General features: G+C 56.9%; 28 protein-coding genes. 12 read left to right on the forward strand and 16 right to left on the reverse strand.

Features of this window, described 5'->3' with window-relative positions:
* Positions 1 to 11 precede the first annotated feature (11 nt).
* Entirely contained in the window at positions 12 to 455 is a 444-nt protein-coding gene (locus ACFO5Q_RS13170; RefSeq protein WP_068143362.1) for a MerR family transcriptional regulator, read from the reverse strand.
* A 217-nt stretch (positions 456 to 672) separates the two neighbouring features.
* Between ACFO5Q_RS13170 and ACFO5Q_RS13175 the strand changes: the two genes are divergently transcribed.
* The 4 genes from ACFO5Q_RS13175 (at position 673) to ACFO5Q_RS13190 (ending at position 3,113) form a co-directional block, all read left to right on the forward strand.
* Positions 673 to 1,038 carry a DUF962 domain-containing protein gene (locus tag ACFO5Q_RS13175; RefSeq protein WP_068143364.1) on the forward strand — a complete coding sequence of 122 codons (366 nt, stop codon included), beginning with the start codon at positions 673 to 675 and terminating at the stop codon, positions 1,036 to 1,038.
* A gap of 110 nt (positions 1,039 to 1,148) precedes the next feature.
* Positions 1,149 to 2,090: a sulfite exporter TauE/SafE family protein gene (locus ACFO5Q_RS13180; protein WP_068143367.1), complete on the forward strand. Its 942-nt coding sequence runs from the start codon at positions 1,149 to 1,151 to the stop codon at positions 2,088 to 2,090.
* Entirely contained in the window at positions 2,090 to 2,857 is a 768-nt protein-coding gene (locus ACFO5Q_RS13185; RefSeq protein WP_068143368.1) for a TIGR02186 family protein, read from the forward strand. The genes ACFO5Q_RS13180 and ACFO5Q_RS13185 overlap by 1 nt, the downstream gene beginning before the upstream one ends.
* A gap of 7 nt (positions 2,858 to 2,864) precedes the next feature.
* A complete protein-coding gene (locus tag ACFO5Q_RS13190; RefSeq protein WP_068143370.1) occupies positions 2,865 to 3,113 on the forward strand; it encodes a hypothetical protein in 249 nt (82 codons plus the stop codon).
* 3 nt (positions 3,114 to 3,116) lie between these two features.
* Here the strand turns inward: ACFO5Q_RS13190 and ACFO5Q_RS13195 are convergent, their stop codons facing one another.
* From ACFO5Q_RS13195 to ACFO5Q_RS13215, 5 genes are all read right to left on the reverse strand, one after another.
* Positions 3,117 to 3,371, reverse strand: a complete 255-nt coding sequence (locus ACFO5Q_RS13195) for a sulfurtransferase TusA family protein (protein WP_068143371.1) — start codon at positions 3,369 to 3,371, stop codon at positions 3,117 to 3,119.
* Between the two features lie 161 nt (positions 3,372 to 3,532).
* On the reverse strand, positions 3,533 to 4,315 hold the full coding sequence (locus ACFO5Q_RS13200) for a helix-turn-helix transcriptional regulator (RefSeq protein ID WP_068143373.1): 783 nt from the start codon (positions 4,313 to 4,315) through the stop codon (positions 3,533 to 3,535).
* 262 nt (positions 4,316 to 4,577) lie between these two features.
* Entirely contained in the window at positions 4,578 to 4,802 is a 225-nt protein-coding gene (locus tag ACFO5Q_RS13205; protein WP_068143374.1) for a hypothetical protein, read from the reverse strand.
* Between the two features lie 215 nt (positions 4,803 to 5,017).
* The gene (bioD, locus tag ACFO5Q_RS13210) at positions 5,018 to 5,704 is read right to left on the reverse strand and encodes a dethiobiotin synthase (RefSeq protein WP_068143377.1); all 687 of its coding nucleotides are present in this window, start codon (positions 5,702 to 5,704) and stop codon (positions 5,018 to 5,020) included.
* A 1-nt stretch (position 5,705) separates the two neighbouring features.
* Complete coding sequence (locus tag ACFO5Q_RS13215) at positions 5,706 to 6,896, reverse strand: aminotransferase class I/II-fold pyridoxal phosphate-dependent enzyme (protein ID WP_197420910.1); 1,191 nt, start codon at positions 6,894 to 6,896, stop codon at positions 5,706 to 5,708.
* A gap of 130 nt (positions 6,897 to 7,026) precedes the next feature.
* On the opposite strand from ACFO5Q_RS13215, the gene bioB reads away from it, so the two are divergent.
* Complete coding sequence (gene bioB, locus ACFO5Q_RS13220) at positions 7,027 to 8,007, forward strand: biotin synthase BioB (protein WP_068143379.1); 981 nt, start codon at positions 7,027 to 7,029, stop codon at positions 8,005 to 8,007.
* A gap of 1 nt (position 8,008) precedes the next feature.
* A complete protein-coding gene (locus ACFO5Q_RS13225) occupies positions 8,009 to 9,271 on the forward strand; it encodes an adenosylmethionine--8-amino-7-oxononanoate transaminase (RefSeq protein ID WP_068143381.1) in 1,263 nt (420 codons plus the stop codon).
* A gap of 3 nt (positions 9,272 to 9,274) precedes the next feature.
* On the opposite strand, the gene ACFO5Q_RS13230 is transcribed toward ACFO5Q_RS13225, so the two are convergent.
* From ACFO5Q_RS13230 to ACFO5Q_RS13250, 5 genes are all read right to left on the reverse strand, one after another.
* Positions 9,275 to 10,459, reverse strand: coding sequence for a DUF547 domain-containing protein (locus tag ACFO5Q_RS13230; protein WP_068143383.1), 1,185 nt, complete (start codon positions 10,457 to 10,459; stop codon positions 9,275 to 9,277).
* 182 nt (positions 10,460 to 10,641) lie between these two features.
* A complete protein-coding gene (locus tag ACFO5Q_RS13235; RefSeq protein ID WP_068143385.1) occupies positions 10,642 to 11,727 on the reverse strand; it encodes a DUF547 domain-containing protein in 1,086 nt (361 codons plus the stop codon).
* A 154-nt stretch (positions 11,728 to 11,881) separates the two neighbouring features.
* The gene (locus tag ACFO5Q_RS13240) at positions 11,882 to 12,610 is read right to left on the reverse strand and encodes a Bax inhibitor-1/YccA family protein (protein WP_068143388.1); all 729 of its coding nucleotides are present in this window, start codon (positions 12,608 to 12,610) and stop codon (positions 11,882 to 11,884) included.
* 139 nt (positions 12,611 to 12,749) lie between these two features.
* Positions 12,750 to 15,284 (reverse strand): ABC transporter permease, encoded by a 2,535-nt coding sequence (locus ACFO5Q_RS13245; protein WP_068143391.1) that lies wholly within the window; start codon positions 15,282 to 15,284, stop codon positions 12,750 to 12,752.
* Positions 15,281 to 16,021, reverse strand: a complete 741-nt coding sequence (locus tag ACFO5Q_RS13250; RefSeq protein WP_068143393.1) for an ABC transporter ATP-binding protein — start codon at positions 16,019 to 16,021, stop codon at positions 15,281 to 15,283. Before ACFO5Q_RS13250 ends, ACFO5Q_RS13245 begins: the two co-directional genes overlap by 4 nt.
* Before the next feature lie 74 nt (positions 16,022 to 16,095).
* On the opposite strand from ACFO5Q_RS13250, the gene ACFO5Q_RS13255 reads away from it, so the two are divergent.
* Together ACFO5Q_RS13255 and thpR are read left to right on the forward strand one after the other, a co-directional pair.
* Positions 16,096 to 16,773, forward strand: a complete 678-nt coding sequence (locus tag ACFO5Q_RS13255; protein WP_082719640.1) for an arylesterase — start codon at positions 16,096 to 16,098, stop codon at positions 16,771 to 16,773.
* 68 nt (positions 16,774 to 16,841) lie between these two features.
* Positions 16,842 to 17,444 carry an RNA 2',3'-cyclic phosphodiesterase gene (gene thpR / locus ACFO5Q_RS13260; RefSeq protein WP_068143395.1) on the forward strand — a complete coding sequence of 201 codons (603 nt, stop codon included), beginning with the start codon at positions 16,842 to 16,844 and terminating at the stop codon, positions 17,442 to 17,444.
* Here thpR and ACFO5Q_RS13265 read toward each other — a convergent pair.
* A complete protein-coding gene (locus tag ACFO5Q_RS13265) occupies positions 17,413 to 18,297 on the reverse strand; it encodes an alpha/beta fold hydrolase (protein ID WP_068143397.1) in 885 nt (294 codons plus the stop codon). The genes thpR and ACFO5Q_RS13265 overlap by 32 nt on opposite strands.
* Before the next feature lie 182 nt (positions 18,298 to 18,479).
* On the opposite strand from ACFO5Q_RS13265, the gene ACFO5Q_RS13270 reads away from it, so the two are divergent.
* The gene (locus ACFO5Q_RS13270) at positions 18,480 to 20,036 is read left to right on the forward strand and encodes an alkaline phosphatase D family protein (protein WP_068143399.1); all 1,557 of its coding nucleotides are present in this window, start codon (positions 18,480 to 18,482) and stop codon (positions 20,034 to 20,036) included.
* On the opposite strand, the gene ACFO5Q_RS13275 is transcribed toward ACFO5Q_RS13270, so the two are convergent.
* Positions 20,033 to 20,905: a fructosamine kinase family protein gene (locus ACFO5Q_RS13275; RefSeq protein ID WP_082719641.1), complete on the reverse strand. Its 873-nt coding sequence runs from the start codon at positions 20,903 to 20,905 to the stop codon at positions 20,033 to 20,035. The two genes, ACFO5Q_RS13270 and ACFO5Q_RS13275, sit on opposite strands and share 4 nt — an antisense overlap.
* Before the next feature lie 7 nt (positions 20,906 to 20,912).
* Complete coding sequence (locus tag ACFO5Q_RS13280) at positions 20,913 to 21,386, reverse strand: low molecular weight protein-tyrosine-phosphatase (protein ID WP_068143402.1); 474 nt, start codon at positions 21,384 to 21,386, stop codon at positions 20,913 to 20,915.
* Between the two features lie 82 nt (positions 21,387 to 21,468).
* Between ACFO5Q_RS13280 and cobB the strand changes: the two genes are divergently transcribed.
* Genes cobB through ACFO5Q_RS13295 form a run of 3 tightly spaced genes read left to right on the forward strand, consistent with a single transcriptional unit; the run spans position 21,469 to position 22,907 of the window.
* Complete coding sequence (gene cobB, locus ACFO5Q_RS13285; RefSeq protein WP_068143403.1) at positions 21,469 to 22,182, forward strand: Sir2 family NAD+-dependent deacetylase; 714 nt, start codon at positions 21,469 to 21,471, stop codon at positions 22,180 to 22,182.
* Between the two features lies 1 nt (position 22,183).
* A complete protein-coding gene (locus tag ACFO5Q_RS13290) occupies positions 22,184 to 22,483 on the forward strand; it encodes a 4a-hydroxytetrahydrobiopterin dehydratase (RefSeq protein ID WP_068143405.1) in 300 nt (99 codons plus the stop codon).
* A gap of 10 nt (positions 22,484 to 22,493) precedes the next feature.
* Positions 22,494 to 22,907 carry a cupin domain-containing protein gene (locus ACFO5Q_RS13295; RefSeq protein ID WP_068143408.1) on the forward strand — a complete coding sequence of 138 codons (414 nt, stop codon included), beginning with the start codon at positions 22,494 to 22,496 and terminating at the stop codon, positions 22,905 to 22,907.
* A gap of 43 nt (positions 22,908 to 22,950) precedes the next feature.
* On the opposite strand, the gene ACFO5Q_RS13300 is transcribed toward ACFO5Q_RS13295, so the two are convergent.
* Together ACFO5Q_RS13300 and nudC are read right to left on the reverse strand one after the other, a co-directional pair.
* Positions 22,951 to 23,391 (reverse strand): PAS domain-containing protein, encoded by a 441-nt coding sequence (locus ACFO5Q_RS13300; protein ID WP_068143410.1) that lies wholly within the window; start codon positions 23,389 to 23,391, stop codon positions 22,951 to 22,953.
* 49 nt (positions 23,392 to 23,440) lie between these two features.
* Positions 23,441 to 24,418 carry an NAD(+) diphosphatase gene (nudC, locus tag ACFO5Q_RS13305; RefSeq protein ID WP_068143412.1) on the reverse strand — a complete coding sequence of 326 codons (978 nt, stop codon included), beginning with the start codon at positions 24,416 to 24,418 and terminating at the stop codon, positions 23,441 to 23,443.
* Positions 24,419 to 24,499 lie beyond the last annotated feature (81 nt).

The following is a 24,499-nucleotide window of genomic DNA, read 5'->3' on the forward strand; positions in this document are numbered from 1 at the left end:
ATGAATGTCTGTTACGGCTGATATTTACCGAGCGGTTCACCGGTGTCCCGGCGTACCCAAAGGCCGCGGTCCTTGTCGCGGACCAGATTGGAGATCAGCTCGCTGAATTCTTGAAGCTCCTCGATGGTGGCGTTGATGTCGTCCCGCTGGGCTTCCAGTGCGCGAATACGCTCGCGGCAGCGCTCAGCCGTCACGGCGCGCTGGGTCTCGCGGCCATCGCCGACATTGTAGAGATCAAGCATCTCGCCGATCTCTGACAGTGAAAAGCCCACGCGCTTGCCGCGCAAAATCCAGGCAAGGCGCACGCGGTCCTCAGCGCTGTAGATGCGGTTCTGGCCCTGGCGCTCGGGCGAAATCAGGCCCTGGTCCTCATAGTGACGAAGCGTTCTTGGCGTCACGCCGAAGTCGCAGGCCAGCTCTTTGATAGAGTATGTTTTTGGCTTGTCTGCAGGCATGAAAGGTTCCCTCTAATGTGCCCCATTAGATAGTTGACGTTTACGTTAACGTCAACCTTGATCCGATCACAATTGCTAGACTCTTGGAAATCCTTTATATTTTCTGGACGCATGAGTTTGATTTCGGCCGAAATGGTATATTTCAATGGCTGAAGAAGGTGCGACTCGAGGCCTTGGGGGAGGCTTTGGCCGCAATAGCCTGCGAAGGGGAGAGAAAATGGCACCAAAATTTGACAGTTTCCGGGAGTTTTTCCCTTACTATCTGGCCGAACACGCCGACCCGGTGTGTCGGGCGCTCCATTATATGGGCACAACATTGGCGACACTGGTTTTGCTTTATGCCCTTTACAGCCAGAATTGGTGGCTGCTTCTGGTGGTGCCGCTGTGTGGCTACAGCTTTGCCTGGGTTGGCCATTTCGTGTTTGAGAAGAACAAGCCTGCGACATTTGATTATTGGAAATGGTCCCTGATCGGGGACTATAAAATGTACAGCCTTTGGATCACTGGAAGGCTTGGCCCGGCACTTGAAGATGCGCTTGCACAGTATGGTCGCCGCAACAGCAAAGGCGTCACTGGCGCGTAAAGGCACATAAAGGCCCTATTTCGTTAGGCCTTTGTTTGCATTTTACAATTAGTTTCGGTAGGTCTTAGCCTTAAGTCGTCCGCGGTCCATCTTTTGGAATCCGAAGCAGCATGCCTCTGTATCTACCCATTGCAGAACTGTCGATGAATGTCTTTGTTGTCATGGGCATGGGCGCCCTTGTGGGCCTTTTGTCCGGCATCTTTGGCGTGGGCGGCGGCTTCCTGATGACACCGCTACTGATTTTCGCAGGCGTGCCGCCGGCCGTTGCTGTGGCGACCCAGTCGAATCAGATTACCGCAGCGAGCGTATCGGGCGTGATTGCTCATTGGCGCCGTCAGGGCGTCGATGTGAAAATGGGCGTTGTGTTGATTGCGGGCGGCGCGGTGGGCGCTTTCATCGGCGCTGAAATCTTCACCTATTTGCGATCGCTCGGGCAGGTCGATCTGATGATCTCGATCGCCTATGTAGTGTTCCTCGGGCTCATTGGCGGCCTGATGTTCTGGGAAAGCATGCGGGCGATCATGCGCCAGCGGCGCGGCTATGTGCCGCCGCGGAAACCCCGCGAGGAAAGGCACAAGGCCTGGATTCACGCGCTACCTTTCAAGATGAGGTTTCGCAAATCCCGGCTCTATATTTCGGCGCTGCTGCCGCTGTTGATCGGCTTCTTTGTTGGTGTGCTTTCAGCCATCATGGGCGTGGGCGGCGGTTTCGTGATGGTGCCCGCCATGATCTATATCCTTGCGATGCCAACCAACGTGGTGATCGGCACCTCGCTGTTCCAGATCATATTTGTGACGGCCCTGACCACCATTTTCCATTCGGTGAATACCCAGACGGTGGACATCTTTCTTGCGATCCTGTTGCTGCCGGGGGCCGTGATCGGCGCCCAAATCGGCGCCCGGATCGGTATGAAGCTGAAAGCTGAACAGCTTCGCGCGCTTCTGGCGCTGATGGTGCTACTTGTGTGCGCAAAGATGGCTGTGGCGCTGGTGGTTGAACCGCCAGAGCTTTATTCGGTCGCAGACCTCGAGGAAATCGGGGAGCGGCACTGATGGCGATCAGGAAGGCAATGGCCCTCATGTTGCTGCTTGGCCTGGCACTGGTGCCAAGCTCATCTGCGCATGCCCTGGTGACGGATCTATCGAACAAGCGGATCGAAATTCGCTACAGCTTCTCTGGCGCCGAACTGATCCTTTTCGGCGCTGTCGGGTCCACCAACATTGATGTGCGGCAGGAAGACTATGACGTGGTCATTGTGGTGCGTGGTCCTGAAGCGCCTGCGGTTGTGCGCAAGAAGGCCAGGGTAGGCGCCATCTGGGTCAACGCAGATGATATGCGCTTCCCAAGTGCGCCTGGTTATTATGCGGTGGCGGCCACGCGCCCGCTCAATGAAATTGCCAATCCGGTTGCTTTCGCGTCATACGGCATTGGTTTCCATAACTTGCCGCTGGTGGCAGACAGTGGCAATGGCCTGATGATGCCTGATCCAGAATTTCGCGAGGCGCTTTTCCGTCTCAGAAGCGGTGATGGCCTTTACCGGCAGGAAAAGGACGAAGTCGCGATTATCGGCCAGGGTCTGTTTCGCACCAATGTGCACCTGCCCGCCAATGTGCCGGTTGGCGAGTTTATTGTGGAAACCTTTATTTTCCAGCACGGTAGCATGCGGTCCAGAAACCGGATCAGCCTGACTGTGGACAAAGAAGGCTTTGAGCGGGCGGCCTATAATTTCGCTCACGGCTATCCCTTCTGGTACGGCATTGTGGCCGTTATTGTGGCGCTTGCTGCCGGTTGGCTTGCTGGTGTGCTGGGCAAGAAATAGAATTTTCATGAGCCGCGCGAACAAACTTTTTTTCTTGCTGTTGCTGGTGATTACGGTTGCTGGAGTATCACACTGGCCCTCTGTTTGGTTTGCGGTTTTTTGCTTCTTTGCGTGGGCGGCACTGTTTGCGCGTCTATATGCCGAGCAACAGAAAAAATGCCCGGCTTGTGGGCTTGAGGTTTACAAAGATAAGAACGGTATCTTGCACGCCTGGAACAAACGCTTTGCCTGCCCCCATTGCGGCGCAAAGCTATAGCGATTAACGCTCGCTACTGCCTTTCCTGATCTCAAATAAATATTTGTCACCTTCAACGCGTGCCATCACCAGTGTATGGCCAGCCATTGAACAAAAGGCTGGCATATCCTGAACCACGGCCGGATCAGTTGCGGTCAGCAGCAGCATATCGCCGGGGGCAAGATCATCCAGCTTTCGCCGGGCGCGAAGGATCGGCATCGGGCATAACATGCCTGAAACGTCCAGATGAGCTGCGAACCGTTCGTCGGTATCATCCATTATTCATAACCCTAACCCAATGGGTGACAGGATCGCCGCGGTTTAACCGGGCGCTACCTTGGCTTTGAGTTTAATGGCCATTTCTCAATAGCGCGTTAACAGGCGCGCTATATAGAAGCCGGGCGGGGGTATGGCAAGGCGGTCTTCGCCGTTTGATGAGGTCAGTCTTCGAGAATGCCAAGGCGAAGGGCGCTTGGTAGGATCTCGCGGGTGGAGGTGACCTCAAGCGCGTCTTTCAGTTCCTTGATGTGAAAGGAGACCGTTGGTGCGCTGACGCCAAGGCGTTCGGCGATCTGGCCGTTTGTAAGGCCCGCGTTCAGTTGCTGCAGGACTTCGAGCGGGCGTCCCTTGATGCCGACGCTTGCGGCACGCTCGGTGCGCTCCAGCGGCTGATAGAAGGTGTGCATATAAAGGCTTGCCAGATGCACCTCGTCGCCGTGCATTCGCATGATGTTCTTGAGGTCACCAATCCGCTTTTCGCAGTGCAGTGTCACTTCCCCATGGCCGCGCCCAAACGGATGCCTGAGCGGGAAGCCGACGGCAGAAAAGATGCCATAATGCTCGGCTCGTTGCAGAATGAAATCGAAGCCTTCGAAATTGGGATCGCGAGGGTCCAGAAGGTCGCGCGCCATGTAAAGTGGCTGCATGGACCGGCGTTCGATCTGGTGGATCATCGGGTCCACCTTTTCGTATTTGCGGCTCAGATATTCCTCGACGCCTTCTTTGGGCATGCTGGTGATCCAGGTTCTGCCTGCCAACGACACCCGGACGTGTGTATCTTTGCCGTTTTCAGTTACAATTCGGGAATTGATGGGTGCATAGCTATAGCCATAAGTGGCGCATTTAAAGCCACGCTCGCCAACAAAATCAAGAAACAGCTGCCATACATCATGGCTGGTATCGACCGCCTCCAGTTGGCCGATCAGGGTGCTGACACTTTCCACAAAAGAGTCTCCGTTTGGTGATCGGTATTGCTTTATTATTTGTAACAATGAGCAGAACAGCCGCCAATTAAACGAAATATATACATTTCACCGAACAATGTCGCCCCTTGATCGTGATTATTTCTGGTGGCCATAAATAAAGCCCGCCCTGGGTGAGGGCGGGCTTTTACCGGGTTGGGTGTTCCCGGTAAAACGGACGGAACGGTTGGGTGCCGGGTGCTGAGAGATGTTCCGTCCGCAAACTCAAAACTGAAACTGGTGCCTAGTGAACAACGGCCCGGTTGGGTTTGAACGAACCTGCTGCGATCGTGGTCAGATGCTCATGAATCGATAGCCACAGGTCGAAACCCTCGTCGTCACCAATTGCCTTCATCTTGGAAAGCGCCTCATCCGCATAGTCGAGCGCCTTGGGGCCCAAATTCTTCAAAAGGTTCTCGGCGACGAGACCAAAATAAAAGTTTGGGTCGAATGGCTGGGACTGTTGCATCTGATTAACTCCTCGAAGCGGCGTTTGAAACTTGCCCTCCTTATGAGCAACAGGCGTGCCAACTTTTGGCCTTTAGGGTTTTCAAGGGGTTGGGGGGATATGCCCGCTATTGTGTCACCCGTCAGGCGTGAGAGCGGACAAAGCTGCCGGGTGAAAGCTGCCGCCTGTTGGTAAGGCTTGCCGTGTCAAATTGGGGCAGGAGGGTGCTTGCCCGTTCAGGCCTCAAGCAGATGCAGTAGTGCTGGCGCATGGCGCCACGGGTCGGTTGCCTGAATACGGGGAATAGTCGCAACCGGTAGGTTGGTCAGGCCCTCGATCTCCTCTGCCGTCTCGGACAGGTCAGGGTTGTCATAGATCGTGCCGGGCGCGCTTTCACTGACAATGATACCCCGCACCTTTAGCCCGCGCGCCTGCATGGCCTCCACTGTACTGATGGTGTGGGAAATGGTGCCCAGGTAACTGCCGACCACCAGCAGGCTTTCAAGCCCAAGGTCCGCGATCCAGTCGGCCACAAGCCGGTCGCCGGTGAGCGGCACAAAAGATCCGCCAACGCCCTCGATAAGCGTGAAAGTATCAGCCTCAAGGGCTTTCCTGCATGTGCTGATCACGGCATCATATTCAAGCGTGCGGCTTTCTGCCTTTGCCGCCATCGTAGGGGCCAGCGGGGCCTTGAAGCGGAACGGTGAGATCTGGTCCAGCGTGTCGGCGTGGATGGGCAGTCCAAGCGCTTTGGCGATCACAGCCGTGTCGCTTTCAGCCATGGTGTTGTCGTCAAAGCCGCTGATAATGGGCTTCAGGGCTGTCAGATCCATGCCCATTTCGCGGGCCTGATGGCACAGTGCTGCGGTCACAAGTGTCTTGCCGATCTCAGTGCCGGAGGATGTGATGAAAAGTCCAGCCATATCAGTCTCCCAAACCAAGTTTTTTGCATACGGCAATCAGCCTGTCGACGTCAGCATCCCGGTGGCTCGCGGAAAAGCTGAACCTGAGCCGCGACGTGCCTTCAGGCACAGTGGGCGGGCGGAAGGCGATCACCTTGAAGCCTTCAGTGGCCAGTGCGTCGGATGCCCCTAGCGCGTCAGCCTCTGTACCAATCACAAGGGGAACGATGGGCGTGTCGGGTGCTGGAAGGCCAAGTGCAGCCGCAAAGGTTCGCGCCAGTTTGACGGGGCGCGCGACCTTTTCCTGGTCGTTTTCGATGAGTTCAAGCGCTTTCAGGCTGGCACCAACGGCGGCAGGCGGCAGGCCCGTCGTATAGATGAAAGACCGTGCGCGGGTCTTGATCAGGTCAATCACAGGCTTTGATGCAGCCAGGTATCCGCCGTACGAGCCAACAGCTTTCGAGAGCGTTCCCATCTGCAGCGGCACCAGGCCTTCAGCGCCAGTGGCGTGCATGGACCCGCGCCCGCCACCGATGGTACCCAGTGCGTGGGCGTCATCTGCCAGAAGCCAGGCATCATGGTTTTGTGCAAGCAGGCCAAGTTCCTTCAGGGGGGCGATGTCGCCGTCCATGGAATAGACGCCGTCCACAACCATTAGGCAGCGGCCATGAGCTGCTCTGTGCTCCGCCAGCAATTCTGCCGCGTGGCCCACGTCATTATGGCGGAAGAATTTCACGGTGGCGCGTGAAAGCTGGACGCCCGCGTGGATGCAGGTATGCACCAGCTCATCTGCGATGATCAGGTCTTCCTTGCCCACAAGGGTTGGGATAATGCCCACGTTCGCCAGATAGCCTGACCCGAACACGGCAGCATCTTCTGTGCCTTTGAGGGCAGCGATCTTCTGTTCCAGTTTGCGGTAAAGCGGGTGATTGCCGGTCACGAGGCGGCTGGCCCCGGCCCCGGCCCCGAACTGGTCTGCGGCTGCCTTGGCAGCGTCGATAACGTCTGGGTGGGTTGACAGACCCAGATAGTCATTGTCCGTGAAGCTGATAAGCGGCGCACCACCATCAACTGAAAGCGCCATGGCCATGGACCGCGCCGTGTCCACAAGCGTGCGCCGCTGGTTTTTTGCTTCAAGTGAAGCCAGCTTTCCAAGGGCAAAATCTGACAGGCTGTCTGGCATGGCGGGGTGGGGCTTTTTGATCTGTTGCATGGGGGCTGACTTAAGGCCTGCGGAAGGCCCAGTCAATGCCCGTTTTTCCTTGACTTCCCAGCCTATCCCTTCACATTAGCGCCCGCAAAAAGACCACCCGCACACAGGCGTGCGGCAAGGAGAGAAACGCATGAACGCCCCAGCTAAAATCGACACTCAGGACGCCCCGATCCGCCATGACTGGACACGGGAAGAGGTTATGGCCTTGTTTGAAAAGCCGTTTATGGATCTGGTGTTTGAGGCCGGGCGTGTTCACCGCCTTTATCATGACCCCAACAAGGTGCAGCTTAGCCAGCTGATTTCGATCAAGACGGGCGGTTGTGCCGAAGATTGCGGCTATTGCTCCCAGTCAGCGAAGTACAAGAACGGTACCGGCCTTGACGCGACCAAGCTGATGGAGGTCGAGCGCGTGGTGGAAGCCGCGAAGAAAGCAAAAGCCGGTGGTGCGTCACGCTACTGCATGGGGGCGGCATGGACGAGCCCCAAGGACCGCGACATGGACACCATTGTCGCTATGGTCGAAGGCGTGAAGGAATTGGGCATGGAAACCTGCATGACACTGGGCATGCTCTCCGATTGCCACACAAAAAAGCTGAAGGACGCGGGCCTCGATTACTATAACCACAATGTGGATACGTCCGAGGAATTTTACGGTGAAATCATTACAACACGGACCTATCAGGACCGCATCGATACACTGAATCGCGTCCGTGAGGCGGGAATCAATGTCTGCTCCGGCGGTATCGTCGGCATGGGCGAGCGCGTTGAAGACCGTGCGGGTATGTTGCAGACGCTCGCGAACCTGGACCATCACCCGGACAGTGTGCCGATCAACATGCTGGTGGCTGTGCCGGGCACGCCGCTTGAACATGTCGAACGGCTCGATCCGCTTGAGTTCGTGCGCACCATCGCGGTCGCGCGCATCATGATGCCGAAATCTGAGGTGCGGCTTTCTGCAGGCCGTCAGGAAATGACGGAAGAGGCGCAGGCGCTGTGTTTCCTCGCGGGCGCCAGCAGCATATTCTATGGCGAGCAGCTTTTGACCACGCCGAACCCGGAAAACAACAAGGATATGGCCCTGTTCCAAAAGCTCGGCCTCAGCCCGGCATAAGATGACAGGCCAGCCAACATGGTTTGACGAGGGTATCGGGCATATATGGCTGCCCTATACCCAAATGAAAACCGCTACCCCACCGCTGCCGGTGAAGGCGACAAACGGCGTGCGGATCACGCTTGAGGACGGGCGCCAACTGATCGACGGCATCTCCAGTTGGTGGGCTGCGGCGCACGGCTATAACCACCCGCATATCATTGAAGCCATGAAAGCCCAGCTGGATACCATGCCGCACGTGATGTTTGGTGGTTTGGTGCATGAGCAGGCGCTGAAGTTGTCGAAGCGGCTGGCCGATATGCTGCCGGGGGACCTGAACCGTGCATTCATCGCCGAATCCGGTTCTGTGTCGGTCGAGGTGGCCATGAAGATGGCGGCGCAATATTTCATGAACCGCGGTGAAAAGCGCACCAAGTTTGTTCATTTTCGCGGCACCTACCACGGTGACACGCTTGGCACCATGGCAGTGTGTGACCCGGAAGAGGGTATGCACGGCCTCTTCAAAGGCATGCTGGCGGAAAACCTGCTAACGGATTTGCCGCGCACCCCGGAAGATGCCGAACGCTTCGCCGCCTTCCTCAAGGTGAATGCCCCCGACGTGGCCGCGGTTATTACAGAGCCACTGGTGCAGGGTGCGGGCGGCATGGTGTTCCACACGCCTGAAACGCTCAAGTGGATCCGTATGGCGTGCGATGCAGCGGGCGTGCTGATGATCGTGGACGAGATTTTCACAGGCTTTTACCGCACAGGCACCCGCTTCGCCATCGATCAGGCCGACATCGTGCCTGATATGGTAACGCTGTCGAAAGCCTTGTCTGGGGGTGTGGCGCCGCTCAGCGTCTGTGTGGCCCGGGACGCAATATTTGATGCCTTCTATGACGACGATCCGATGAAGGCGCTGATGCACGGGCCCACCTATATGGCGCATGCGCTTGGCTGTGCGGCGGCCAATGCGTCGCTTGATCTGTTCGAGCGGGAAGATTACGCCGCGCGGGCAGAAGCTATCCAGCATCAGATGATGGCGGAGCTGGCGCCGTGCGGGTTTCTGGACAATGTGAAAAGCGTGAGGGTGAAGGGTGCCATCGGTGTTGTGCAGCTTGAAGACGCGTCAGGCATTGAAGCGCTGAAGCCGAAGTTTGTGGCAGAGGGCGTGTGGATCAGGCCTTTCCGCGACATTGTCTATCTGACGCCGCCACTTATCATTGAGCCGGCGGACTTAACGAAGCTCACCGGCTCAATCTACAAGGTATTGTCTGAGGTTTAAGGCTTAGCGGCCATCTGGTTCGCCATCCTCCGCCTTGGTTGGCGCAACCTCGATTTCCTCATCCATTTCTGTTTCAGGTGCTGCTTTTGGATCCAGCTTTACTTGCTGGATGCTGACATTTCCGGCGCGATTCATGTTCCGCCTGACAACGTCCACTAACAGGCGCTGCACATGTGGCGGATACATGCTGACATCAAGGTTTCGGCCATTTCGACCAACTGACTGGAAGTTGGCGCCGCCGTTGGCAGCGCTAAGATAGCCATTATAGAGATCGGCGATATGCCAGTCCTCCAGCTTCACCTCGATGCTGGTCACGGGACCAAGCAGGAAGCCGAAATCACGTCGGGCGTATTTGTTGATATGTGCCAGAAGGTCGCGTTCGAAATTCGGGAACTTTTGCGCGACATCCCGATAATAGGTAGAGACGCGGAGAATATAATCATCCTTGATACGGGTGCCGCGAATGCTGTTCACAAAGTCTCGCGCGTTGTCTTCAAGGTCGGCATAGACGGTCTCTCCAGTGTAAGCTTTGGTACGCAGGTTGGGCGAACCCACCGAGCCCAGGAAGAAGCCGTAAATGACAACCGGGTCATCCCAGTTATCGAGCACATGCTGGCGGATGTCATAAGGTGAAACCATGGTGCCCATGACATCAAATTGGCGGTCGCAATAGAAACGGTCTTCATGGTCTGGGTCTGTGCAGTCACCATACAGGCGGTCAACAAGCGTGACCGGATAGCGGTCAGCAATCTTGGCATAGACAATCGCGTTGTGCAGGTTCAGCCAATAGGCCAGTTGCTCGTTTTTGTTCAACCTTGTGAGGTCAATTTTCTCCGGCAGGTCCAAGAGCACGTCCCGCACCTCGCGTACCACGAACTCCTGCTCGCTGGTCTTGATGTCATGGAACATGATCCGGTTGCCCTCAAGGCGCGAAGGTTCGGGGTTGTCGCGCACGAAACGTGTCCCGGTGCCAGAGCCCGGCCAAACGCGCCGGGCTGGCTTATGGTCGGACCGTCCCAGTGGCAGGACTGTCTTTTCCAGAAGATAGTCCATGTCCTCATACTTGAGGGCAGTTTGTGAATTCGGATTATAGGCTGTCGGCAAAAGCGGCTCAGAAGCCGTTGCAGAGATGCTTACGGTCAGAATTGCGCCGGTGATGGCCGCGCAGGCACCCTTGATGATGTTCATTGAAATTCCCCACTATCTCGCGTCAATGAAGTTGTTTTAATTATAAGAAAAATATAGGGGCAGTATTCCAAGTCTACAAGTATGACTGGTCTGAAACTATGCTTTGCGGAGTATTTTTATAACTTTAGCTCGGTGTAGTAATCGGTCAGGCTGCGGGTGTCACACCAAATACGGGCTATGAGCTATTGATCTGCAATCTCTCCTGGGTCGAGCTCTTCAATCCCAACCTCTGCTTCCCGCAGGTGTCGCTTCCGCTCAACCAACTCTGTCAGGAATTCCTGCACATGCCTGGGGTATTTTCCGGATGATGAAGTTTTTCGGATTATAGCAGCGATGTCTTGTGGGGACGCATTTGGGTTTGATGCGGTGGCTAAAACAATTCTTGCCGGGTTCGTGTTGGCGGAGGTCGTCAGACCGAGATGTCCGTTATAGAGATCGGCTATGTACCAGTCTGAAATGTCAGGCTCGAATGTGCTCAGATTGGCAATCAGGCTGGTCATGCGAACGTCTGTATAGCGCATCAGGTGAGCTTTCAGGTTCCGGTCAAAGTCGGGAAATAAGGAGGCATAATTGGCATAAAGCGTTGAGACGCGCGCACCTTCATCCCACAACTGGATGCCGCGCAGGCTGTTAACAAATTCGCGCGCATTATCTTCAAGGTTGGCCCAAACATTTTGCGCGGTATAAGCCTCGCGTCGCAGGTTTGGCCCGCCGATGGTGCCCTGGTAGAAACCATAAAGCACCCGGGGATCCTGCCAGTGGTTTACCACATAGGTTTCAATATCCTTGAGCGACATCCGCTTGCCTGCAACGGTTAGTATCTTTCTTGTCCAGTTTTCTTTGTGAAAGCCCTTCAAGTTTGATTGGGGATACACTTGGGCGATCTGGGTGAAGGCCGTGGCGTTATGTAGGTTCAGCCAGTAGGCGAGCTGCTCATCTGGTGAAAATTCGGTCAGCGGAACATCATCTGGCACGCGGGACAGACCGTCTACAATCGCAGCCACATAGGCTTTGTTGCTGTCCCCAAGTGCATGGAAAAACACTCTGTTGGCTTCAAGTCGGGTGGGGTTGGGGTTGGTTTTTGTGAGCCTTGACGCTGGGGCGGTTTTAATACGCGCTGCGGGTTTGCGGTCAGACCGCCCTGTATCCATCACAGTTTCCTTCAGAACCATGTCCCAGTCGGCATAGCTGATGGATAGTTTTTCCTCTGCGAGTGCAGGGTGCGCGAATAATAATGCGATTGTCAGTATGGCTAAAAGCGGTCGCATGCAAAGTCTCTCCCCCAGTATCGAGTTGAAGAGATGTTAGCCTTAAAGTGTTATTAAGACAACTATTGCGATGAGGAGCTGTCTACACGCACAGGCCAAAGAAAAAGCCCGGCGGTGAGGCCGGGCTTTGTGTGTTTCTTATGCAGCTTTTCGCCTATTCGCGATTGCCAAGGAAGCTCAGCAGATACATGAACAGGTTCACGAAATCGAGGTACAGGCTTACAGCACCCATGATCGCGCCTTTGGCGACAGCTTCGCCCGTGGCCATCATATAGTAGCTGTGCTTGATGCGCTGCGTGTCATAGGCAGTGAGGCCAGCGAAGATCAGTACGCCTGCAACAGAAATAACGAACTGCATCATCGAAGACTGCATGAACATGTTCACAACGCTTGCGATGATCAGGCCAATCAGGCCCATGAACAGGAAGGTGCCCATGCCGGACAGGCTTTTCTTCGTGGTATAGCCGTAAAGGCTAAGCGCACCGAAAGAAGCTGCAGTGATGAAGAAAGTCCGTGCGATACTCTCACCGGTGTAAACTAGGAAAATCGACGCCAGCGACAGGCCCATAACGGTGGCGAACGCCCAGAAGACCATCTGCAGTGTGCCGGAGCTCATTTTTTGAACACCGAAGCTCATCACCATAATGAAGGCTAGCGGCGCGAGCGCCAGAACCCAACGAAGCGGCGAGCCGTATACAGTTTGAACCAGCTCCTGGCTGCCCATCAGCATGTTGCCAAAAACCATGGCAACAATGCCGGTCAGCAGAACGCCGGACGCCATATAGTTATAGACCTTGAGCATGTAGGCGCGCAGGCCTTCATCGAACTCAGCAGTTTGGGTGGCAGAGCCAGCCCGGAAAGTAGTATTGTATCGTTCCACGATAGTTGCTCCCCATGGGGTTACAGTCAGTTGCAGCTAATATGGGCATTCGCCCTTTTGCTTGCAACCGTATTCGCAAGAATTTGATCGCAGAATTTCCAAGGCGATAGACTTTATCTATCACTGAAAATCCTGCATTTGATCACTCGGTCCGCAGGACCGCGTTCGGCTTGATCCCCAGTGCCCTGTAGCTAGAGCCCAAACCGAACAGAATGGTCACCAACAGGCTTGTGACCACGGTGAAAATCATCGGCGCGGGCAGGAAGCTGAATTCCATATCCATGACGAAATCCACCACGATCCATCCCGTAAGGCTGCCAAGCCCCAGCGCGATGGCGGCTGTAATCAGGCCGATAAGGGTATATTCCAACAGGTATGCCCTGAGAATCTGGCCCCTGACGGCGCCCACCACCTTCAGGATCACGCTTTCATAGACCCGCTGGCGGAAACCGGCAGCAATCGCGCCCGCCAACACCAGAATGCCGGCGATGATGGCAACAGCGGCTGTCGCCCGCACGGCAGTGCCGATCTGGTCCATCATGGTGTTGACGCTTGAGAGCACCTCTTTCATGCGGATGGCCGTGACATTGGGGAAAGCGTTCGTCAGCACTTTGTGGGCTTCCACTTCCGCTTCGTTCGACGCCTTCAGTGTTGCCATATAGGTGTGCGGCGCGGCCTTGAGCGTGTTCGGGTCAAACAGGATCACGAAATTGAAGCCGAAGGTGCCCCAGTCAATCTCCCTGAGCGACCGGACTGTCGCTGTGATCTCACGCCCCAGCACAGAAACGCTGATGGTGTCGCCTATTTTGAGGCCGAGGCCGTCTGCAGCTTCCTTGCCTAGGCTGACTTCAGGTTCACCTGCATAGCCAGCGGGCCACCAGTCGCCTTCAACCAGATGGCTGCCGTTGCCCAGCTCTTCCATATAGGAAAGGCCGCGGTCCCCGCGCAAGATCCAGCGCACATTCTGGGCCACTTCAACTTCAGACGCGTTCACGCCGTTCAGTTTGGTCACCCGGCCCCTGAGGTTCGGCACACTCACCAGCTCCTCAACCCCGTCGATGCCCTTGGCTTTCGCTTCGAATTCCGCAAGCTGATGGCCCTGAATGTCCAGAAGGAAGAAGGCCGGGGCCTCTTCCGGCACCTGTTCAGTCAGGCGTTCTGACAAGTTGCCTTCAATCAGCGCCAGCGTGGAAAAGAGCGTCAGGCCAAGCCCGAGCGAGATCACGACCGCACCCGTGGCCGCCCCGGGCCGGTGCAGGTTCGCAACGGCCATGCGGATCAGTGGGTTTCGTGACCGCGGCGCCTTGGATGCCAGCCGTTCAATCAGCCAACTGGTGAACCTTAGAAGGCCAAGTGTCAGCCCAGCGCCGCCCATGAAGCCTGCCGCGAGCATACGGTTGTCTGACATGCCAACCGCCAGCAGCACTACAACGGTGGCGGCACCGAAGATGGTGGCAACATAGATGAAGCGCGGCCAGCGGCTCTCAGGTGCCACGAGCGCCCGGAACAGGCGCACCGGCGGCAGGTCCCGCGCTTTGCCAAGCGGCCAAACCGCGAAGGCGACGGTGATCATCAGGCCATAAAGGGCAGAGAGGAAGAGCGCCAAAGGGTAAACCCCGCCATCGGGGCGGACCGGGAGCGTGTCAGGCAGGAACATCGCCAGCACGCTCGGTAGCATTGAACCCACGATCATGCCAACCGCGATGGCGATCAGGCCAATCAGCAGTATCTGGAAGAAATAGGTTTTGAAAACTGTGCTGCCGTCCGCACCCAGTATCTTGAAGGTGGCGATGGTCTTGGTCTTGCGGTCCATATAGCCGCGCACCGCATTGCCCACACCCACACCGCCAACAACCAGCGCGGAAATGCCGACGAGCGTGAGGAAGATACCCATCTGGTCAATGAAGCGGCGAAGTCCCGGCGCACTCGTGGACCGGTCACGCACCCGCCAGTTGGCGTCCGGGAAAGCTTCCTTCAAATCTTCGCGCACGGCCTTGATATCGGTGCCTGCAGGCATTTTAAGTTTGTAATAGAAGTTCACCAGGCTGCCGGTTGTGATCAGGCCGGTTTCTTCAAGGGCTGCGCGGCGGATCATCACGCTGGGGCCAAGCTGGAAGCCCATGTTGGCCTTGTCGGGTTCCTTCTCAATGAACGCGCGGATATCGGCTTTCACGTTGCCGAAGATCAGTGTGTCGCCGGGTTCAACGCCCAGGCGGTCAGCCAGCAGCGGGTCAATCGCCACGCCCCATTTACCCGCGCGCTTTTCAAACAGCGCTTCGTTATCGAGCATTGGTTTGGTGACGAAATCCCCATAAAGCGGGTATAGGCCATCGACCGCCCGGAGTTCCACAAGGGTGGACCGGGGCGCGCCGTCAACCCGCGCCATGGTGCGAAGGCGCGCGCTATCGGAAAGCGTGCCGCGTTCATTCAGCCATGTTCTGGCTTCAGGCCCCAGTTGAGCCTGGAAAATGTTGATCTCCATGTCGCCGCCAAGGATCGATTGTCCTTCGCGCTCCATGCCTTCCTGGATCGCGCGGGTGAGCGAGCCGACGGCGGCGATGGCAGTCACGCCCAAAATCAGGCAGGCCATGAAGATGCGGAAGCCCGAAAGGCCGCCACGAAGTTCCCGAAGCGCCAGCCTTAACGCCACTGGCAGGGCGGGGTTGCGGCTGATCATTTGTTTGACACCTTGCCCATAACGCCCATGTCGCCAGTGACGGACTTGGTGTTGCCCGTATCGTCCACCACTTTACCATCGGCCATTGAAATCACACGGTCGCAGCGGTCGGCGAGCTCCGGGTCGTGGGTCACCAGCACAAGGGTGGACCCGCGCGCTTCGGCGAGATCGAAGATCAGTTTGATGATGGCATGGCCGGTCTTGCCGTCCAGGTTGCCTGTGGGTTCGTCACCAAACAGGATTGCGGGCTCAGGGGCCAGTGCGCGGGCCAAAGCCACTCGCTGTTGTTCGCCGCCCGAAAGCTGCGCCGGGTAATGGTCCATCCGGTGCGCAAGGCCCACAGCCTCAAGTTCCTTGGCCGCGCGGTCGAAGGCGTCGTTGACGCCCGCAAGTTCAAGTGGCACGGCCACGTTTTCCAATGCCGTCATGGTGGGGATCAGGTGGAAGGCTTGCATCACGATGCCCACGCCCTTCAGCCGGTGGCGGGCAAGCGTGTCTTCGTCTGCGCCCTCGAATGTCAGGCCGTCAACTTCTACTGATCCGGTCGTTGCCTGCTCCAGGCCGGTCATCAGGCTCATCAGCGATGATTTGCCGCTGCCCGATGGGCCAACAATGCCCACAGTTTCGCCTTTTTCGATGCCGAAACTGATGCCCTTCAGGATATTCACAGGGCCCGCGCCGCTCTCGAGCGTCAGCGTGACATCGGATAATTTGATGATGCTGGAAGTGTCAGCCATTGTAATTGTCTCTCTTCGCTGCCAGATATTCTGATTATGGTTTTAAACGTCTCTATAAGCTGGGAGTTTGCCTCGTGAAGGTCAATCAAACGCTCAAACTTTTTTTCTATACGCTTACTGCGGTCATTTGGACGACTTTTGCGCCCGGAAGCACCGTAAGCGCGACGGATGGCGAAAGTGCGGCAGATACGGTTGAAATACTGGCGTTTGGCGACAGCTTGACCGCAGGCTATGGCCTTGAGGCAGGAGACGGTTTCACGGACCAGCTTGAAGACTGGCTGAATGCCAATATGAATGTCCCGGTAAAGGTGACGAATGCGGGCGTGTCTGGTGATACCACATCGGGCGGCCGGTCACGGCTTGAGTGGGGGCTTGCACCTTTTGAAGGCGGCAGGCCGGATCTCGTGATCCTGACACTGGGCGGCAATGATGGCCTTCGGGGGATCGACCCAAAAATCACTCGCGACAATATTGATGCCATGGTCGGGCTTCTGACCGAACGCGGTATCCCGGTGTTGATTGGCGGCATGATGGCGCCGCCAAACCTGGGCCCGGATTATGCTGAAATCTTCAATCCATCCTACAAGGCAACGGCGGAAAAATACGGCCAGCCGCTTTATCCCTTCTTTCTTGAAGGGGTGGCAGCCGATCCGGCGCTTAACCAGACTGACGGAATTCACCCCAACGCCGAGGGCGTAAAAATTATCGTGAATAATATCGGACCAGTAGTCAAAGACCTGATTTTACGCTAGAGTTAGTGTGTCGTGGGTATGTGACCCACGAAATCTTGTCGCTTACGACTCTTTTAGGGAGGTCGACCATGGTTCGTTTATTTGTCGGCCTGGAAATTCCCGAAAATGTGCGATCTGCGCTCGATGAGGCGCGCGGCGGTGTGGAATGTGCACACTGGCAGCGGGATGACCAGCTCCATCTAACCCTTGCTTTTATCGGCGATGTTCCCAAGCGAACAATGCATGAAATCGAAAGCGAGCTTTCCCGGATAATTGTGACGCCCTTTGAGCTCGACCTCAGGGGCGTTGGTCTTTTTGGGAAGCCCAAACAGCCCAAGAACCTGTGGGCCGGTGTGTCTGACAGAAAGCCACTTGTACATTTGCATGAGAAGATTTGCTTCGCGCTGGAAAGCGTGGGGGTGGATGTGGAACGCAGGAAATACAAGCCGCATGTTACGCTGGCGCGGTTTCGCCGGGGGGCGCAGGCTCGCATCGGCGACTGGCTGACGGAGCATGAAATCCTGCGGACACCCGCGTGGACGGTGGATCATTTCACGCTGTTTTCCAGCCAGCTGACGTGCGAGGGGTCCTTCTACACCGTCGAAAGCCGGTTTGGCCGTGCCTATGAGGGCGAGACCGAGGACGAGGATTTCACTGCCTTCAGCGGCTTTGAACTGGAACCAGCCTGGTAGCAGGCAGCCTGGACGCCATGTCGGTTATGGCGTCCAACAGCGCGCCGCGCGCATTCCAGGGCAGGAAATGGTTGGTGCCTTCAAGGGTAACCAGCTTTGGCACCGTGTCCGTAAATTCCCGCAGCATATAATCCGTGTTGGCATAGGGTACCAGCTCGTCTGCCGTGCCGTGCACGATGGTGACCGGCACATGGATGTTCTTGAGGCGTGGCTCAAGGGCGCGTAGTTCATCTTCAAGGCCGATCAGCTCAAGATTGGCATTCCTGAGTTCCCGTTGCAGCAGCCAGGAAAAGGGTGGCACGGCCCCCAGTCGCTGTATCCACATGACTTCTTCAAGGTCAGGATCCAGTGCACCCGCTGCGATGATGATACCGCCAACCTTGTCACCATACAGCGTGGCCGCTGCAGCCACAATCGGGCCGCCCAGCGAGTGGCCGACCAGAATGGGCTTGCCGCGTTCCGGCATGGTAATGAGCGGCCCCAGCGCCTGGGCCTGTGCCATGATGGATGTCTGGGCACGGTCAGGTCGGGTCTGGCCAAAGCCGGGCCGATCAACGGCGATAAACTGAAACCCATCGGGTGCGTTCTTCAGCATGTCATACCAGTCTGATGAATCGCCGGGCGTGCCATGCACAAAAATAACCCGCTGACCCGTAGGGGCTCCGCCCTCAAGATAGCTGAGCTGGTAGAGCTCCTCGGCCTTGGTGGCAACAGCCCGGCGCATGGCGAATTCGTCATGATCGAACCGCGGCTGCATGGAGATATAAGCGGAGGCGCAACCAACCAGAAGAAAGGGAAGCGCCAGGAGACAGCACCAGAATTTCTTTGATTTCAGGATCGCCAGTATGCGCATGGGTAGTCCTCGCTTTATGCCTTTATGCCTGCCCCATTCAAATCATAGGCGGTCAGGACCATGCAGCCAGTGACATCATCTCAACTTTGCGTGACGCGATTGCTTCCCATTTGGTCATAAATCTGTGACACTCGCCGCGTAATCCTGACTGTTCAGACAAGATTTTCCAGAAGGGGGCTTTCATGGGCAATTTTTCACGGCGTCAGATTTTGCGGGGGGCTAGCCTTCTTGGCTTGGCGGCATTTTCGAAACCGCTCTTGGCTACGCCAGCATGGTTGACGGGTAAACCTCGTTTTGCCAGCTATCCCTTCACATTGGGCGTGGCATCGGGCGACCCGCTTCCCACGGGTTTTGTGATCTGGACACGGTTGGCCCCCAACCCGCTTGACGCGATGGCTGTGGGCGGCGACCCGGTCCCTGTGCGCTATGAAGTGGCTGTGGATGACCGGTTCAGGAAAGTGGTGCGACAGGGAAGCGCCATTGCTTACCCTGAAAATGCGCACGCGGTGCATGTGGATGTAACGGGGCTGGAGCCGGGCAGGCCATACTTTTACCGCTTCATGGCGGGGGATGAGGTCAGCCCGGTGGGGCGGGGCCGCACCACGCCAGCCTTCATGGCACCAACAGACTGCTACCGTTTTGCTTTTGCCTCCTGCCAGAATTACACTGTCGGTTATTTCAAGGCATACCGCGATATGATCGCGCAGGATGTCGACCTGATCGTGCATCTGGGCGACTATATCTATGAGCACTCCTATGACCCGATATTGCGGCATGTGCCGACGATGCTGGCCCGATCGCTTGATGACTATCGCGCGCTGCATGCGGCCTATAAGCTTGATACAGACCTGCAGGCCGCCCATGCCCATACAAGCTGGCTGCTGACATGGGATGATCATGAAGTCGCCAATGATTATGCCGCAGACCAGGATGCGCTTTATGAAGACCCGCGCACCTTCCTGATCCGAAGGGCGGCTGCCTATAAAGCCTATTTTGAGCATTTGCCGCTGCGCCGGGCAGCCACGCCGGCAGGGCCCGATATGCATCTCTATCAGCGGGTCAATTTCGGTGACCTGATGGAAATCAGCATGCTGGATACGCGCCAGTACAGGTCAGACCAGCCGTGCCAGACACCGGAAGACGGGGGTTGGCAGCAGGTGAATTGCGCGGAGCGGTTTGACCCCAATCGCACTATTCTGGGCGAGGCCCAGGAAAAGTGGCTGGGCTGGGGGTATGGCCGGTCCGGGGCGAAGTGGAATGTGATGGCCCAGGGCATGCTGTTTTCCAAGCATGACTATCAGTTGGGCGAGGGCGAGCTGATTGGCAGCGAATATTGGGACGGCTATGTGGCCTCGCGCGACAAGGTGCTTGACCTGATCGAACAACGGCCCGTCTCAAACCCGATCATTATCGGCGGCGATGTGCATGCGTCCTACGTGTGTGACGTGAAGCAGGACTTCAGCGACCCGGCATCGAAAACACTGGCCAGTGAATTTGTCGCAACCTCGATTACAAGCGGCAACAGCCATTGGCCGAAAAACGTCAGGTCCTTGCCGGAAAACCCGCATATCAAGCTCTATGAAGGCAGGCACCGTGGTTATACCCTGTGCGACCTGACAAAGGACACATTCACAGCCGACTTGCGCGTGGTTAACGATGTGCTGAAGCCGGACCTGGAGGCCAGCAGTTTCAAGCGATATGTGGTGGAAGACGGCGTGGCTGGCCCACAGGAAGCTTAAACGCCGAAGCGCTCCAGAATGTTGGCTGTTTGGTGAACGTACCCGCCACCGAACAGCCGTACGTGGACCAGAAGCGGCCATAGCTGATAGAGCGCCGTGCGTTCTTCCATAAAGCCGGGCTCGATGGCGAAATGCGCGTGATAAGCATCGAAGAAAGCCGGGTCCATTCCGCCCATCAGCTGAATGAAGGCCAGGTCCATTTCGCGGTGGCCATAGGATATGGCGGGGTCGATAAAGCCAGCGGCACGGTCACCATCAATCAGCATGTTCCCGGCCCACAGGTCACCATGCAGCAGGCTAGCGCCGGGGTCGGCAGGGATTAGGTCTGGCAGTTTGACGGCCAGCGCCTCAACCCTTTTCATGAAGGCTGCGTCAATGCGGCTGGTGTTGAGGCATGACCGCGCCATGGCCAAGAGGCGGTTGTCACGGAAAAAAGTGATCCAGTCTGCGCATAGCGTGTTCTTCTGCGGCAAGGGGCCGATCACGGTGTCCGCCTTGAAGCCATAGGGCTTCTTGCCTGTGTCTATCACGCGGTGAAGTGCCGACACGTGCTTTGCCACATCCTCAGCCGCCGCGCGCGGGTCAATGATGCCCTTGTGGTCTATATGGCTGATCACCAATATGCCGGCTTCCTGGAACAACACGTCCGGTACCGGCAGATCGCTCGCGGCCCGAAGATGCTTCAGCATCATGGCTTCAAGCTTGGTGGTGTCACCCTGATCGGCGCGTGGGCGCTTGGCCACTACCTTGCGTCCGTCCCCCAGTGTCAGGCAGGAGACATCGGCGATGTCGCCGCCGCGCATGGGTTTTGAGGCCGTCACGGGGCTACCAAGTGCTTTCGCGAGTTTCTGTGCGAGCGGGGAAGCCATGGCGCGTCTAAAGGTGTCGCGCTTTGATGGCTTCAAGAAGGCCCGCGGCAGCTTCCGCTGCTGCCTCAAAGCACAGGTCGAACTGGTTCACTTCACCATAGTATGGGTCTGGCATTTCTTCATAAGGGTGGTCGGGCGCGTAGCTCATGAACAGCTCGATCCGGCCCTGGTGTTCAGGTGCTGCGCGGTCCATCAGGTTCTGCAGGTTGTCGTGGTCCATCACCAGGATATGGTCGAAGGTGTGGAAGTCGTCGTCGCGCACCTGTCGTGCCCGCTGGCCGGAAATATCGATGCCGTTCTTTTTCGCGGTGGCCTGGGCGCGACGGTCGGGCGGGTTGCCAGCGTGATAGCTGATGGTGCCGGCGCTGTCGATTGTGATGCGGTCTGAAAGCCCCGCTTTGTCGACGGCAGCACGGAACGCACCTTCCGCCATCGGGGACCGGCAGATGTTCCCCATGCAAACAAACAAAACTTTCACCATCTGGATTTGCTCCCGCGCCGCTTTTGCCTATAAGTATCCCTTGTTAACCAGTAGCGTATCTTGACGGGGAGAGAAAGAGCGCATGGGGCCATACAGGGACATCGTCATACTGACCGGGGCGGGTGTTTCCGCCGAATCCGGCGTGCGCACCTTTCGCGACAATGACGGGCTGTGGGAAGAACACCGGGTGGAAGATGTGGCCACACCTGAAGCCTTCGCGCGTGACCCCAAGCTGGTGCAGCGCTTCTATAACCTTAGGCGCGCTCAGCTGCCTACTGTTCAGCCCAATGATGCTCACAAGGCCATCGCCCGTCTCCAAAAGGAGCTGGATGGCCGCGTGACGGTGGTGACCCAGAATGTCGATAACCTGCACGAGCGCGGCGGAGCAGAGGGTGTGATCCATATGCACGGCGAACTCTGCCGGGTCAGGTGCGTGCACTGCGGCATGCGCCATGATTGGACGACCGATTGCACGCAGGCAACACCCTGCCCATCATGTGGCGCTGCACCCGGACTTCGGCCCGACATCGTCTGGTTCGGCGAGATGCCATACCATATGGACCTGATTTATACGCGCCTCAGGGCCTGCGACCTGTTCATATCGGTTGGGACCAGCGGCAATGTCTATCCGGCGGCCGGCTTTGTGGCAGAGGTGCGGCGGATCGGGCACGCACATACAATTGAAGTCAACCTGGAGCCCAGCGCGGGCGTCAGCTATTTTGAAGAATGCCGCCACGGCATGGCAGGCGAACTGATGCCGCCCCTGGTGGATGAGTTATTGAAGAAGGGACAGTAAAATGAGTGACAGACCAACAAAGATGACAGACGCCGAACGCGATGCAGCCCTGGCTACAGTTTCCGGCTGGGTCTATGATGCGGATGAGAAAGCCATCAAGAAGACTTTTCAGTTTGCCGATTTTTCCGAAGCCTGGGGCTTCATGAATCGTGCTGCTCTTCTGGCCGAAAAAATGGACCATCACCCTGAATGGTTCAATGTCTATAACCGGGTTGAGGTGAAGATGACCACGCACGACGCCGACGGTGTCACAACCCTTGATTTCCAGATGGCGACCGCGATGGATGGTTTCGCCGCTTAAGGAGACTGCCATGAAAACCACGGCAATGGCCCTTGCGGTCAGCATGTTTGTTGCTGGACCTGCAATAGCGGGGGCGGATGTGAAGCTGAAGGGCACAGAAGACGTTCTGGGGAACAAGATCGGTTACCCGGAAGGGCAGGCAGAGATCACAGGTGTTGACGTGGTGCAGAAGCCCGGGGAATGCAACGGCTGGCATAGCCACCCGGTGCCCACCTTCGGGCTGGTGAAATCAGGGGAGCTGACCGTCACTTACGCCACGGGTGAGGTGAAGCTGTTCAAGGCCGGCGATATGCTGATCGAAGCGCAGCATGTCGCGCATGAGGGCTGCAATACAGGTAATGCGGACCTGGAAGTCCTGGTGTTTTACGCCGGGTCCAAAGGTGTGCCTAACACGAACATGCGCGAAGACGAACGACCGCAATAGCGGCTGGGACCCGGGGCTGGCCGAGCTTCACCCCCTTGGGTGGTCAGGCAGTCTTGGAAATGAAGTTGCTCACCAGCAAAATTTTGTCCGGTGTCTGGTGGTCGTTCGCAAGTGGCAGGAAAAGAAGCGTGGAGCGCAGGAAGGCCTTTTGCGGCCCGACATAGGGCACTTCGCGGAAAAGCGGTTCCTTGCTGGTGCGCACGGTGTCCAGAAATTCCCAAATCTTGCTGCCGGGGCCCTTGCCTTCCATCTCGCTCAGTTTCATGCCTGTATAGTCGCCGTGCGTATGGGCGCGAACTTCGGTGCCCACAAGGCGATAATGAAAGTCGAGCGGGTCATCAAGGATGTCAAAGATGACAACATGCGGCAGATATTTGCCGACAGTGCGCACGTCCAGATCTCTGCGCGCGGGCAAGCCGCCATGGTTGGCGTGCCAGTCTTTCCAATAGTCCAGCAATAGATTTTGTATGCGGGAAAGATCCATCACAGAGGTCCAGCTTTGCTAAAATCGGGTCAGCCACCCATGGCTGACGTTACTCTTCCAGCCACGCTTTAACAAGGTTATGCGCAATTGCAAAGGGTGGCGGTACCAATCGGTAGGCGCTTTCACCTTTCTGGCTTGCACGGACATCGTCTTTAGAAATCCAGAGCGCTTCGGCGATCTCAGCCTCTTGAAGGCTGATTTCGCCTTCTTCCACCCAGGCTTCCACACCGATCATCAGGGTCGATGGCCAGGGCCATGGCTGGCTGGTGACATAGCGCACGCTCACAGTCTTCAGGCCGACTTCCTCAAAAACTTCCCGCGCAACGGCTTCTTCCATACTTTCGCCCGGCTCCATGAAACCCGCGAGCGCAGAAAAATTGCCTTCGGGCCAGCCTTTGCCACGCCCCACAAGTGCCATGTCGCCGCGCCGCACCAGCATGATCACCACGGGGTCCGTGCGCGGAAAATGATGGGCGTGACAAGCCGGGCATTCACGTTCGTAGCCCGCTTTGATCAATTCGCTTTCCACGCCGCATTTGGCGCAGAAACGGTGGCTTTCATGCCACATCAGCATGCTCTTGGCCTGCGCGACGATCCCCAGCGAAGGATGTGGTTCACCCACCGGATCGGTCAGTTTGTGAGCGACATTGCGGCCATCACGAAACTTGGCGCCCTGTGGCTCGAAAAATGGGGTGAAATCATCAGTTGTGCCATCAAGCAGGATGGCATAACGGGGCGCACCCTCAGCGGTAAGGCCAAGAAAGATGGTGTTCTGTGCGGGCAGCAGGCGGATCGCAGAGGGTTTTTGCCAGGCGATGTCGCCGGCCGGTTCTGTCAAAATCCAATAGTCATTGCGCGGCAGGAAGCTGCTACTGTCCTCATCCCGCGCACCTTCCGCGGCGAACAGCACGACTCGGGCATCGTCCCGGTCCATGCAGGTGCCGAATATTTCCGGGTCTTCCCTCATGTGCTCGGCACGGTCAAGCGGATTGCCGGAAAAAGCGGTCGGTACGGGCGAAAGCGCCATAAAAAGCTCCCAAATTAGACAACCCATTACCTAGGGCGGACACATTACTCTTGCAAGTCACTTCAAGAATCGCCATATACA

The sequence above is a fragment of the Kordiimonas lipolytica genome (genome assembly GCF_042651265.1).
GTDB lineage: Bacteria > Pseudomonadota > Alphaproteobacteria > Sphingomonadales > Kordiimonadaceae > Kordiimonas > Kordiimonas lipolytica.